Consider the following 12,309-nt stretch of genomic DNA (forward strand, 5'->3'; position numbering starts at 1 on the left):
TCGCCTTTCGTCCTCTGAATGCGGTAGTCGCACGCGCAAGGAACGCGTCAAGAGGACGAAATGCGAGGGGCGGGAGAGTGTCAGGCGGGCTTCACGCGCTTCGCGGCCAACCGCTCAGGCTTCGGCCACCGCACGTCCCGTGCCCAGCCGAACTTCTCGAACAGCCAGATCACCCGCGCCGACACGTCGAGCTGTCCGCGCAGGACGCCGTGCCGCGCGCATGTCGGGTCGGCGTGGTGGGAGTTGTGCCACGACTCGCCCATGGACAGGATCGCCAGCGGCCAGAAGTTCGCCGCCTTGTCGCGGCTGGCGAACGGGCGCTCGCCGATCAGGTGACAGATCGAGTTCACCGACCAGCTGACGTGGTGCAGGAACGCGATGCGGACCAGCCCGGCCCAGAAGAACCCGGTCACCACACCCCACCACGACCAGCTGATCAGCCCGCCGAGTACCGCGGGCAGCGCCAGGCTCAGGGTGATCCACAGCCAGAAGTAGCGGTTCACCACGCGAAGGTCCTTGTCGGCCACCAGGTCCGGCGCGAAACGCTCGTAGTTGGTCACCTCGCGGCTGAACATCCAGCCCATGTGCGCGTGCCAGAAACCGCGCAGCAGCGCCGTGGGCGACGTCCCGAACAGCCAGGGGGAGTGCGGGTCGCCTTCGCGGTCGGCGAACGCGTGGTGACGACGGTGGCTGGCCACCCAGAAGATGACCGATCCCTGCACCGCGAAGCCACCCGCGATGGCCAGCGCGACCCGCAGCGGTCGTCCGGCCTTGAACGCGCCATGGGTGAAGTAGCGGTGGTAGCCCACGGTCACGCCGAGCGTCCCGAGGGTGTAGAACACGGCCGCCAGCACGAGATCCACCCAGGTCATACCCCAGCCCCACACGATCGGTATCGCGGCGAGCAGTGCGACGAACGGGACCAACAGGAAGGTCTTGAGGATCAGCATCTCCCCGGAGCCTCGCCGGTGCGAGATCAGGGGTTTGGACGGACTGGCCGGTGCGTCCGGCTCGGTGCTGGCGGTCATACGACACCTCGTGCCTCGACTCGGTGGGACCCCCGTGTGGGGCACCGAACGCAGCGTAAGGGCAGTGTCTGGCGAGCACCCCGCCCGGGGGTTACGTCCGGTTTGCCGGTGGGTCAGTTCGAGGTGGCGAGTTCCCGGTCAGCGGGGTGGGAAACCTGCGCGGGGCCGCGATCGCGTGATCCGCACCACAGCGCGGCGGTCGAGATGATCACCAGCGCGGAGCCGAGGACGTGGAGGGAGACCAGCGCCTCCGGCACACCCAGGGCGTACTGCACCGAGCCGAGGACGCCTTGGGCGAGCGCGACCACCCACACGATCGTGTACCGCCGCCAGACCTGCTTCGGTGTTTCACCGCGCATCAGCATGAGGCCGAAGACGGCCAGCACGATCAGGTAGACCACCAGCAGCCCGCCGTGGATCTGGGTGAGCGTCTCGATCGGGGCCTCGAGGCGGTGGGTGCCGGGATCCCCGCCGTGCGGGCCCGCGCCGGTCACGGTGGTGCCCGCCGCCAGGACGGCCCACATCGACGCGGCGAGCACGATCAGCGTCTTGCGGCCCGCGTCCGGGATCAGCCAGCGGGCGGGCTCGTCACCCTCGTTGAACGCGCGAAGCAGGAGCACCGCGAGCCAGACCAGGGGAGTGGAGGCCAGGAAGTGCAGGGCGACGGTCCACCATTCGAGTTTCGCGAGCACGGTGATCCCGCCGACGACGGCCTGCAGCACCACACCCGCGGGCATCGTCCAGGCCAGCTTCACCAGACGGCGACGGCTCGGGTGCTCGATCTGCACGCGCCACGCGGTGATCACGCACAACGCGGCGACGAGGATGACGACGCCGGTCAGCATCCGGTTGCTGAACTCGATCCACTGGTTGAGCGCGTCGAATTCGGGATGCGCCACGGGGACGATGCTGCCTTCGACGCACTGCGGCCAGGTCGGGCAGCCGAGGCCCGAACCCGTGACCCGGACGACCGAACCGGTGACCCCGATTCCGGCCTGCGCGATCACCGCCGCGATCGCGACCGCTCGCTGAACCGCGGACGAGGGATACGGCAGACGCGCTACAAGGCTCTGGAACGGCACCGAACGATGCTAGAACGCCCTTCCTGAGAGCGTTCCACCGGCCGTGCCCGCTGTGTCGGCCGCCTCAGAAGTGCCTCAGGTCAGGCGCGTGGTCTTGCTCGCCAGCGCGCCCGCGGCCACACCCCAGCCGACGAGGACCGCGAACGGGCCCCAGCCGAACGACCCGTCGAGCAGCACCGAGCGAAGCCCTTCGGCGAGCGCGCCCGAGGGCAGCAGTTCGACGAACGCCGCCAAGCCCGACGGCATCGTCGACGGCGCCAGCAGGATGCCGCCCGCGAGCAGCAGCACGAACCAGACGATGTTCGCCAGCGCCAGCACGGCCTCCGCGCGCAGCGCCCCGCCGAGCAGCAGTCCCAGCGCCCCGAACGCGAAGGTGCCGATGATCAGGAACGGGATCGCGCCGAGGATTCCGCCGAGTGACGGCGACCAGCCCAGCAGCGCGGCCACGGCCCCGAGGATCACGGCCTGCAACGCGACCACGACGAGCGCGGCGGCCACCCGGCCGGCGATCAGCAGCCAGCGGGGCAGCGCGGTGGCGGAAAGTCGTTTCAGGACGCCGTACCGGCGGTCGAAGCCGAGCGCGATGGCCTGTCCGGTGAACGCGGACGACATCACCGCCAGCGCGAGGATCCTCGGCGTGATCCAGTCCACTTTGGACGCCGAGCCGAGCTGCGCCGACGGCAGGATGTCCAGCAGGGACAAGCCGATCAGCAGCGCGAGCGGGATGAGCAGGGTCAGCAGGATCTGCTCGCCGTGGCGCAGGGTCAGGCTCGCCTCGACCTTCGCGTGCGTGCGCAGCATCTTGCCGAGCGAACCCCGGCCGGGGGCCGGGGTGAACGTGCCGGCGGCGAACCGCGGTGTCGGCGTCGTGGTCATGCGCGCAGTTCCCGTCCGGTCAGCTCCAGGAAGACCTCTTCCAGCGTGCGCCTGCCGACCTGCAGTTCCTCGGGCATGACGCCCTGTTGCGCGCACCAGGCCGTCACCGTCGACACCACCTGCGGACTTATCGCGCCTTCGACGAGATAGGTCCCCGGCGCGGACTCGTGCACGAGGTGGCCTTCGGGCAGGGCCGCGGTCAGCAGGCCGGTGTCGAGCCGCGTACGGGCCTTGAACCGCAGTTGCGCGGCCTCGCCGGCGTCGACGGTCAGCGAACGCGGCGAGCCTTCGACGACGACCTTCCCGTGGTCCACGATCACCACGGTGTCGGCCAGTGTTTCGGCCTCTTCCATCAGATGCGTGGTCAGCAGCACGCTGACCCCGTCGGCGCGCAGCGCTTCGAGCAGATCCCAGACCAGGCGGCGGGCCTGCGGGTCCATCCCCGCGGTCGGTTCGTCGAGGAAGAGCAGTTCCGGGCGCCCGACGAGCGCGCAGGCGAGGGAGAGCCGCTGCTGCTGCCCGCCGGAAAGGCGTTTGAACGGCGTCTTCCGTGCTCCCGCGAGCCCGAGCACGTCCAGCAGCCAGGCCGGATCGAGCGGATTCGCGGCGCACGCGGCGACCAGTCCGAGCATCTCGTCGGCGCGGACGCCGGGATAGGCGCCGCCGCCCTGCGGCATCACCCCGATCCGCGGCCGCAGCGCGCGGCCGTCCCGCGCCGGGTCCATGCCCAGCACGCGGACTTCGCCGTCGTCAGCCCGCAGGAAGCCTTCGCAGATTTCGACGGTGGTGGTCTTGCCGGCCCCGTTCGGGCCGAGCAGCGCGAGCAGTGTGCCACGTTCCATCCGCAGGTCGAGTCCATCGACCGCGGTGGTGGATCCGTAGCGTTTCACCAGCCCGGTGATCTCGACGGCGGGGGCGTTCACGACAGGTCACGATACGGCGTCACGCGGGGACCGAACGCTCCGGGGACGGTCTGGACAGCAGCAGTGGTGAGAGGCGGTGGACGATGAACAGCCCCAGTAGCGTGACGACCCCGGCGGCGGCCCACGCGAACGGCAGGACGAAACCGCGGCCCTCGAAGGTGCTTCCCGTCGTCGGCAGCAGGAACGGCAGGACGGCGGTGACGATCGTCGCCGCGATGCGGAACCGCGAGGTCCCGGCCGCCGCGGCGAGCGGGATGATCGCCCACAGCAGGTACCAGGGCTGGAGCGCGACGTGCAGCACCATCACCGCGCCCAGCGAGACACCGAGGCCGATGATCGGCCGGTAGCGCCATTTGAAGCTGTCCCAAAGGAACTTGACCGTCACCGCGCCCGCGACGAGATAGCCGAGCGTGCCGAGGATCGGCACCATCGCGTTGGTGTGGTTGCCGAGGCCGAGGGCGATGCCGAGAACGCCGCCCAGCGCGGCGAGCTCCGACGTCGGCGAGATCCACGAGCGGACCAGCCCCGGCGTCCCGAGCGCGCCGACCCAGCCGAAACCGAGGCCGGTGCCGTAGCAGACCGCCACCAGCACCACCCCGAACAGCAAGGCCATCGGGATCGCCGCGGTCAGCAGGTCCTTGATCCGGCCGTGCCAGCGTCTGGCCACCATCACCGTGAAGAACGGCAACGCCAGGATCGCGTTCAGTTTCACCGCGACGCCGAGGGTGATGATCGCCACCCCGAGCGCGATGAACAGCAGTTCGCCCTTGGCCAGCGGCGGGACGGCGTCGTGCTTGTAGCGCACCGGCATCCGCTGGAGACCGATCTCCAGCCCGGCCACCATGAGCCCGATCGCCAGCGCGTCGTTGTGGGCGCCCGCGACGAAGTGGAAGATCAGCAGCGGGTTCGCCGCGCCGAGCCACAGCGCGGTGGCGGGCTGCACGCCGAACCGCCGGGCCAGCCGGGGCAGCGCCCAGATGATCAGGATGACGCCGATCAGCGCCAGTCCGCGCTGCAGCAGCACCCCGGTGACGATGTTGCCGCTGCTGAGCGGGGCGAGCCAGCCCCCGAGGCGCAGCAGAAGAGGGCCGTACGGCGCCGGGGTCTCGCGCCACATGTTGGAGACACCCGAGGTCAGCGGGTCGGAGACGCCGAGCGCTTCGGCCGGGCCGAGGGAGTACGGGTCCATGCCGCGGGCGACGATCTCGCTCTGCGCGAGATAGCTGTAGACGTCGCGGGAGAACAGCGGCGGGATGAACAGCAGTGGCGCGCACCAGAGCGCGATCGTGCGGGCGAGCTGCCCCTGGGTGGCGAGACGGCGGCGCGCGGGCTGCGCGAACCGGCCGAGCAGCAGCCAGCTGAGCACGATGATCGCCATCCCCGCCAGGCCCATCGCGAGCGAGACCATCGGGATCCGGGTGAACAGCCGCAGGACCGGGATCTCCTGCACCGGGTTGATCACCGGGGCGGCGCCGGCGCCGAGCGAGCCGAGGGCGAGGAACAGGGAACCGACCGCGCCGAACCGGCGGACCACGTTCAGGCCGCGCAGTTCCTTGTCGTCCAGCGGCTCCGGTTCGTGCGGGTGCCCTGGGGTGAGCGTCGCCACCGATCCCGATGCCGCGTCTTCCGGCTCTGCCCCGTCCGTGTCCCGCTGCGCCGGGTGATCGCCCACTGCCACGCACGAAGGGTAGCGATGCCGGGAACAGAGTGAACGGGTACGTGGTTACCGAGGGAGATGGAGGCGGCGACGTGACGCGCGCCACTCCGTGAGGCACCCCTCTTTGCCGTCTCCCCGGAAATACGTCACACTTGTGTTGTGAAAAAGACGGGGACGCAGGACGAGGCCGGTGGCGACATGCTCCGCGCCGAGGTCCAGCCTGTCCCCGCGCAGGTCGGCCCCGAGGGTCGGACCAGGCATGAAGTGGCCCGGTTGCTGCTGGAGCAGGGTCCGATGACCGCCGTCGTGGTCGCAGAGCAGCTGGGGATCAGCGCCGCGGCCGTCCGGCGGCATCTCGACGCGCTCCTTGCCGACGGCGAGGCCGAGACCCGCGACGCGCCCCGCCGCGGTCCCCGCGGCCGAGGTCGTCCCGCCAAGAACTTCCTGCTCACCGAAACGGGCCGCGCCCGGTTCGGGCACGCCTACGACGACCTCGCCTCCTCGGCCATCCGGTTCCTCGCCGAGCACGCGGGCGAAGACGCCGTAAAGGCTTTCGCCGAGGCTCGTGTCGCCTCCCTCGTCGGCCCGCATCGGGAGGCGATCACCAAGCACGCGGATCCCACCGTTCGCGCCGAGGCCCTCGCTGCGGCGTTGACCAGGGAGGGTTACGCTGCGTCGACCCGTCAGGTCGGTGCGGGCGAACAGCTCTGCCAGCACCATTGCCCGGTCGCCCACGTCGCCGCCGAGTTCCCCCAGTTGTGTGAAGCCGAAACCGAGGCGTTCGCACAGCTGCTGGGTACACACGTGCAGCGGCTCGCGACCATCGCACGCGGTGACAACGCGTGCACCACACACGTACCCGTCGCTTCGACGGGTCGACCGGCCACATCCCGGCCGGGAAGCACGGCGCCCTCTCCAGGGCGCACAGCACGGATCCCGAATGGAGGGAAACCCGCATGACTGCCGCTGCCGAGCAGCGCACTCCCACCACCGCGCCCATGAGCCAGGAAGAGACCATCGAGTCCCTTGGCAAGTACGCGTTCGGCTGGGCGGACTCCGACGAGGCGGGCTCTAGCGCCCGTCGCGGACTGAACGAGGACGTCGTCACCGACATCTCCTCGAAGAAGTCCGAGCCGGAGTGGATGCGCGAAGCGCGACTGAAGGCGCTCAAGCTCTTCGACTTGAAGCCGATGCCCAACTGGGGTGCGGACCTCTCCGGGATCGACTTCGACAACATCAAGTACTTCGTGCGGTCCAGTGAGAAGCAGGCCACCTCCTGGGAAGACCTGCCCGAGGACATCAAGAACACGTACGACCGGCTGGGCATCCCCGAGGCGGAGAAGCAGCGCCTCGTCGCCGGTGTCGCCGCGCAGTACGAGTCCGAGGTCGTCTACCACTCGATCCGTGAGGATCTGGAGGCCCAGGGCGTCCTGTTCCTGGACACCGACACCGCGCTCAAGGAGCACCCGGAGATCTTCAAGGAGTACTTCGGCTCCGTGATCCCGGCCGGGGACAACAAGTTCTCCGCGCTGAACACCGCGGTGTGGTCCGGTGGCTCGTTCATCTACGTGCCCAAGGGCGTCAAGGTGGACATCCCGCTGCAGGCCTACTTCCGGATCAACACCGAGAACATGGGTCAGTTCGAGCGGACCCTGATCATCGTCGACGAAGACGCCTACGTGCACTACGTCGAGGGTTGCACCGCGCCGATCTACCAGTCCGACTCGCTGCACTCGGCGGTCGTGGAGATCATCGTGAAGAAGGGCGCCCGCTGCCGGTACACGACCATCCAGAACTGGTCGAACAACGTCTACAACCTGGTCACCAAGCGCGCCAAGTGCGAAGAGGGCGCGACCATGGAGTGGATCGACGGCAACATCGGGTCCAAGGTCACGATGAAGTACCCGTCCGTCTTCCTGATGGGCGAGCACGCCAAGGGTGAGGTCCTCTCGGTCGCGTTCGCCGGCGAAGGCCAGCACCAGGACGCCGGCGCGAAGATGGAGCACCTGGCGCCGCACACCTCCTCGACCATCGTGTCGAAGTCGGTGGCGCGCGGCGGTGGCCGCACCTCCTACCGCGGCCTGGTCAAGGTCGCGAAGCGGGCGCACCACTCGCGGTCCAGCGTGGTCTGTGACGCGCTGCTGGTCGACACGATCTCGCGGTCGGACACGTACCCGTACGTCGACATCCGCAACGACGAGGTCTCCATGGGCCACGAGGCGACCGTCTCGAAGGTCAGCGAAGACCAGATGTTCTACCTCATGTCGCGCGGTCTCGACGAGGCCGAGGCCATGGCGATGATCGTGCGCGGGTTCGTCGAGCCCATCGCGCGTGAGCTGCCGATGGAGTACGCGCTCGAGCTGAACCGCCTGATCGAGCTTCAGATGGAAGGGTCCGTCGGCTAGTCATGTCGGTTACCGAGAACAACGTTTCCGAAGCGATGCGCGAAGGGGTGGTCGTTCCGGCCACCTCTCGCGCGGAGCGCTTCACCTCCTACGACGTCGAGGCCTTCGAGGTTCCCGGCGGTCGTGAGGAGAACTGGCGCTTCACTCCGATGAAGCGGCTGCGTGGCCTGCACGACGGGTCCGCCGCCGCTTCGGGCACGGTCAGCCTGGACTTCGACGGCGCGCCCGAACTCGTGATCGAGCAGGCGGGCCGGGACGACGAACGCCTCGGCGCCGCGGGCGTCCCGAGCGACCGCATCGCCGCGCAGGCGTACTCCTCGTTCACCGAGGCCACCGTCATCACGGTGCCCAAGGAGACCAAGGCGTCGAAGCCGTCGACCCTCAAGATCACCGGCCCCGGCGAGGGCAAGGTCGCCTACGGGCACCTGCAGGTCCGCGCCGAGCGGTTCTCCGAGGCCGTCATCGTCCTCGACCACGTCGGCTCCGGCACCTACGCGGACAACGTCGAGTTCGTCATCGGCGAGTCGGCGAACGTGACCGTGGTCAGCGTGCAGGACTGGGCCGACGACGCGGTGCACGTCTCCGAGCAGCACCTCAAGCTCGGCCGCGACGCCACGCTCAAGCACATCACCATCACCCTGGGCGGTGACCTCGTCCGCGTTTCGCCGACGGCGACCTTCGCCGACAAGGGTGGCGACGTCGAGATGCTCGGCCTGTACTTCGCGGACGAAGGGCAGCACCAGGAGCACCGCCTCTTCGTCGACCACGCGGTGCCGAACTGCAAGTCGCGGGTGATGTACAAGGGTGCGCTGCAGGGCGACGGCGCGCACACCGTGTGGGTCGGCGACGTGCTGATCCGGGCGGCCGCCGAGGCCACCGACACCTACGAGCTCAACCGCAACCTGGTGCTGACGCCGGGCGCGCGGGCGGACTCGATCCCGAACCTGGAGATCGAGACCGGCGAGATCGAAGGCGCCGGGCACGCGAGCGCCACGGGAAGGTTCGACGACGAGCAGTTGTTCTACCTTCAGTCGCGCGGAATCGGCGAAGACGCCGCGCGACGACTGGTCGTACGCGGGTTCTTCCACGAGATCCTCGTCAAGATCGGTGTCCCCGAGGTGCGCGAGCGCCTCGAGGCCGCGATCGAAGCCGAACTCGAAGCCGTGGGCGTCTAAGCCCTCGTCCGTCCACATCAGACTTTAGGAAAGAAATGCCTACGCTGGAAATCAAGGATCTGCACGCCTCGGTCACGACCGAGGAGGGCCCTAAGGAGATCCTCAAGGGCGTCAACCTGACCATCAAGTCGGGCGAGACCCACGCGATCATGGGCCCCAACGGTTCGGGCAAGTCCACGCTGTCCTACGCCATCGCCGGTCACCCCAAGTACGAAGTCACCTCCGGGCAGGTCCTGCTCGACGGTGAGGACGTGCTCGAGATGAGCGTCGACGAGCGTGCTCGCGCGGGCCTGTTCCTCGCGATGCAGTACCCGGTCGAGGTACCGGGCGTGTCCATGTCCAACTTCCTCCGCACCGCGGCCACCGCGGTCCGTGGCGAGGCCCCCAAGCTGCGCCACTGGGTCAAGGAGGTCAAGGAGGAGATGGGCAAACTGGAGATCTCGTCCGAGTTCGCCGAGCGTTCGGTGAACGAGGGCTTCTCCGGCGGTGAGAAGAAGCGCCACGAGATCCTGCAGCTGGCGCTGCTCAAGCCGAAGATCGCCATCCTCGACGAGACCGACTCGGGCCTCGACGTCGACGCGCTGCGCGTCGTGTCGGAAGGCGTCAACGAGTTCAAGGCCAACAACGACGCCGGCGTCATGCTGATCACGCACTACACGCGGATCCTGCGGCACATCACGCCCGACTTCGTGCACGTCTTCGCCGGCGGCAAGATCGTCGCGTCCGGCGGCCGTGAGCTCGCGGACGAGCTGGAGGAGAACGGCTACGTCAAGTACGCCGGCTCCACCGAGACCGCCGCCGTCTGATCCTGGACTTCCACGACTACACCGAGAGGAGTTGGCCCGATGACCACCACCACGGCTAACTCTGTTCCGCTTGACGTAGCGGCCATCAGGGCCGACTTCCCCATTTTGACCCGGACCGTTCGGGACGGGAAACCCTTGGTGTATCTGGATTCCGGTGCGACGTCCCAGAAACCGGTGCAGGTACTCGAAGCCGAGCGCCGGTTCCTGGAGACCTCGAACGCCGCGGTGCATCGTGGCGCGCACCAGCTCGCCGAGGAAGCGACCGACGCCTACGAATCCGCCCGCGTGCGGATCGCGGAGTTCGTCGGCGCCTCCCCGCACGAGCTGGTGTTCACCAAGAACGCCACCGAAGGCATCAACCTCGTCGCCTACGCGATGAGCAACGCCGCCACGGCCGGTCCCGGCGCCGAGCGGTTCAAGATCGGCCCCGGCGACGAGATCGTCATCACCGAGATGGAGCACCACGCGAACCTGGTGCCGTGGCAGCAGCTCTGCCAGCGCACCGGCGCGACGCTGAAGTGGTTCTCCGTCACGGCGGACGGCCGCCTCGACCTGTCCAATGTGGACGAACTGATCACCGAGCGGACCAAGGTGCTGGCGTTCACGCACCAGTCCAACGTGCTCGGCACGATCAACCCGGTCAAGTTCCTGACGGAGAAGGCGCACAAGGTCGGCGCGCTGGTCGTGCTGGACGCCTGCCAGTCGGTGCCGCACTTCCCGGTGGACTTCCACGACCTGGACGTCGACTTCGCCGCTTTCGCCGGGCACAAGATGGTCGGCCCGTACGGCATCGGTGTCCTTTATGGACGCCGTGAGCTGCTCGAAGCGATGCCGCCGTTCCTGACCGGCGGTTCGATGATCGAGCTGGTCCGCATGGAGCAGACCACGTTCGCCGCGCCGCCGCAGCGGTTCGAGGCGGGCACCCCGATGACGTCGCAGGCCGTCGGCCTCGGCGCGGCGGCCGACTACCTGTCGGCGATCGGCATGGAGCGGGTCGCCGCGCACGAACACCTCCTCACCGAGGCGGCGTTGACCGGACTCGGCGAGATCCCCGGTGTCCGGATCATCGGCCCCACCGACATGACCGACCGAGGCGGGCTGGTGTCGTTCGTCATCGACGGCGTGCACCCGCACGACTCCGGCCAAGTGCTGGACAGCCTCGGTGTCGCCGTCCGCGTCGGGCACCACTGCGCGTGGCCGCTGCACCGGGCCTGCTCGGTCCCGGCGACCGTGCGCGCTTCGTTCTACGTCTACAACACACTGACCGAAGTGGACGCTTTGGTGAACGGTGTGCGCGAGGCGCAGAAGTTCTTCGGGGTGGCCCAGGACGGGGCCGCGCTGTGAATCTCGAAAGCATGTACCAGGAGATCATCCTGGACCACTACAAGAACCCGCACGGCCGCGGTCTGCGCGAGCCGTTCGACGCCGAATCGTTCCAGGTCAACCCGACCTGTGGCGACGAGGTGACACTGCGGGTGAAGGTCGACGACGGGAAGGTCGCCGACGTCTCCTACGAGGGACAGGGTTGCTCCATCAGCCAGGCCTCCACGTCGGTCTTGACGGATCTCGTCGTCGGGCACACCCTGGAGGAGGCGTTCACCACCATGGACGCCTTCGTTGAGCTGATGCAGGGCAAAGGCCAGATCGAGCCGGACGAAGAAGTGCTGGAGGACGGCATCGCCTTCGCCGGCGTGGCCAAGTACCCGGCCCGCGTGAAATGCGCCCTGCTCGGATGGATGGCGTTCAAGGACGCCGTCGCCCGCACGACCAACGGAGTTGAGACGGCATGACCGAACAGCAGACCGAAACCCGCGAGGGGCGCACAGCCGCCGACCTCGACGCCGAGACCGCCACCGCCCCGGACACCGCCGAACTGGCGAAGGTGGAGGACCTCGAAGAGGCGATGCGCGACGTCGTCGACCCGGAACTGGGCATCAACGTCGTCGACCTCGGCCTGGTCTACGACATCCGGGTCGAGCCGGACAACACCGCCACCATCGACATGACCCTGACGTCCGCGGCCTGCCCGCTGACCGACGTCATCGAGGACCAGACCGGTGCCGCGCTCGTCGGCGGCGGAACGGGCCTGGTCAAGGACTTCCGGATCAACTGGGTCTGGATGCCGCCGTGGGGCCCGGAGAAGATCACCGAGGACGGCCGCGAGCAGCTGCGGGCACTCGGCTTCACCGTCTGACCGTCCATAGCGTTGAGGGTGTTGAGCGTATAACGGCCTATACTGCGTCCCGTCGTGAGTGGTATGGCGGTTATTGATCCGTAAGGCAAATGTGGCGTGGTCAGTCTGCGGCGTAGCGGACTTCTTCCTTGCCGAAGAAGGCTTTCACGTGGTCGGGTTGGTT

12 protein-coding genes are annotated in these 12,309 nt (G+C 68.4%); 7 read left to right on the forward strand and 5 right to left on the reverse strand.

Annotated features, from left to right (window positions below; all coding sequences use genetic code 11):
• Positions 1–80: 80 nt before the first annotated feature.
• From ACZ7KI_RS25995 to mptB, 5 genes are all read right to left on the reverse strand, one after another.
• Positions 81–1,028 carry an acyl-CoA desaturase gene (locus tag ACZ7KI_RS25995; protein ID WP_470275673.1) on the reverse strand — a complete coding sequence of 316 codons (948 nt, stop codon included), beginning with the start codon at positions 1,026–1,028 and terminating at the stop codon, positions 81–83.
• Between the two features lie 113 nt (positions 1,029–1,141).
• Entirely contained in the window at positions 1,142–2,110 is a 969-nt protein-coding gene (locus tag ACZ7KI_RS26000) for a COX15/CtaA family protein (protein ID WP_470275674.1), read from the reverse strand.
• A gap of 75 nt (positions 2,111–2,185) precedes the next feature.
• Positions 2,186–2,986 carry an ABC transporter permease gene (locus ACZ7KI_RS26005; RefSeq protein ID WP_470275675.1) on the reverse strand — a complete coding sequence of 267 codons (801 nt, stop codon included), beginning with the start codon at positions 2,984–2,986 and terminating at the stop codon, positions 2,186–2,188.
• A complete protein-coding gene (locus tag ACZ7KI_RS26010; RefSeq protein WP_470275676.1) occupies positions 2,983–3,909 on the reverse strand; it encodes an ABC transporter ATP-binding protein in 927 nt (308 codons plus the stop codon). The genes ACZ7KI_RS26005 and ACZ7KI_RS26010 overlap by 4 nt, the downstream gene beginning before the upstream one ends.
• A gap of 19 nt (positions 3,910–3,928) precedes the next feature.
• The gene (mptB, locus tag ACZ7KI_RS26015) at positions 3,929–5,515 is read right to left on the reverse strand and encodes a polyprenol phosphomannose-dependent alpha 1,6 mannosyltransferase MptB (RefSeq protein ID WP_470275691.1); all 1,587 of its coding nucleotides are present in this window, start codon (positions 5,513–5,515) and stop codon (positions 3,929–3,931) included.
• A gap of 210 nt (positions 5,516–5,725) precedes the next feature.
• On the opposite strand from mptB, the gene ACZ7KI_RS26020 reads away from it, so the two are divergent.
• Genes ACZ7KI_RS26020 through ACZ7KI_RS26050 form a run of 7 tightly spaced genes read left to right on the forward strand, consistent with a single transcriptional unit; the run spans position 5,726 to position 12,146 of the window.
• On the forward strand, positions 5,726–6,526 hold the full coding sequence (locus tag ACZ7KI_RS26020) for a helix-turn-helix transcriptional regulator (RefSeq protein ID WP_470275677.1): 801 nt from the start codon (positions 5,726–5,728) through the stop codon (positions 6,524–6,526).
• A gap of 38 nt (positions 6,527–6,564) precedes the next feature.
• Positions 6,565–7,971, forward strand: a complete 1,407-nt coding sequence (sufB, locus tag ACZ7KI_RS26025; protein WP_470223924.1) for a Fe-S cluster assembly protein SufB — start codon at positions 6,565–6,567, stop codon at positions 7,969–7,971.
• A 2-nt stretch (positions 7,972–7,973) separates the two neighbouring features.
• Positions 7,974–9,146 carry a Fe-S cluster assembly protein SufD gene (sufD, locus tag ACZ7KI_RS26030; RefSeq protein WP_470275678.1) on the forward strand — a complete coding sequence of 391 codons (1,173 nt, stop codon included), beginning with the start codon at positions 7,974–7,976 and terminating at the stop codon, positions 9,144–9,146.
• 35 nt (positions 9,147–9,181) lie between these two features.
• The gene (sufC, locus tag ACZ7KI_RS26035; RefSeq protein WP_125793823.1) at positions 9,182–9,952 is read left to right on the forward strand and encodes a Fe-S cluster assembly ATPase SufC; all 771 of its coding nucleotides are present in this window, start codon (positions 9,182–9,184) and stop codon (positions 9,950–9,952) included.
• 39 nt (positions 9,953–9,991) lie between these two features.
• A complete protein-coding gene (locus tag ACZ7KI_RS26040; RefSeq protein ID WP_470275679.1) occupies positions 9,992–11,296 on the forward strand; it encodes a cysteine desulfurase in 1,305 nt (434 codons plus the stop codon).
• The gene (gene sufU / locus ACZ7KI_RS26045; RefSeq protein ID WP_470275680.1) at positions 11,293–11,742 is read left to right on the forward strand and encodes a Fe-S cluster assembly sulfur transfer protein SufU; all 450 of its coding nucleotides are present in this window, start codon (positions 11,293–11,295) and stop codon (positions 11,740–11,742) included. The genes ACZ7KI_RS26040 and sufU overlap by 4 nt, the downstream gene beginning before the upstream one ends.
• Positions 11,739–12,146, forward strand: a complete 408-nt coding sequence (locus ACZ7KI_RS26050; RefSeq protein WP_470275681.1) for a metal-sulfur cluster assembly factor — start codon at positions 11,739–11,741, stop codon at positions 12,144–12,146. Before sufU ends, ACZ7KI_RS26050 begins: the two co-directional genes overlap by 4 nt.
• Positions 12,147–12,309: the final 163 nt, after the last annotated feature.

Source organism: Amycolatopsis sp. NPDC039088, assembly GCF_055598845.1.

Bases quoted from the DNA above. Each gene is read 5' to 3' on its own strand.
- ACZ7KI_RS25995 (WP_470275673.1), bottom strand. From the start codon at position 1,028: ATGACCGCCAGCACCGAGCCGGACGCACCGGCCAGTCCGTCCAAACCC.
- ACZ7KI_RS26005 (WP_470275675.1), bottom strand. From the start codon at position 2,986: ATGACCACGACGCCGACACCGCGGTTCGCCGCCGGCACGTTCACCCCG.
- sufB (WP_470223924.1), top strand. From the start codon at position 6,565: ATGAGCCAGGAAGAGACCATCGAGTCCCTTGGCAAGTACGCGTTCGGC.
- sufD (WP_470275678.1), top strand. From the start codon at position 7,974: ATGTCGGTTACCGAGAACAACGTTTCCGAAGCGATGCGCGAAGGGGTG.
- sufC (WP_125793823.1), top strand. From the start codon at position 9,182: ATGCCTACGCTGGAAATCAAGGATCTGCACGCCTCGGTCACGACCGAG.
- ACZ7KI_RS26040 (WP_470275679.1), top strand. From the start codon at position 9,992: ATGACCACCACCACGGCTAACTCTGTTCCGCTTGACGTAGCGGCCATC.
- ACZ7KI_RS26050 (WP_470275681.1), top strand. From the start codon at position 11,739: ATGACCGAACAGCAGACCGAAACCCGCGAGGGGCGCACAGCCGCCGAC.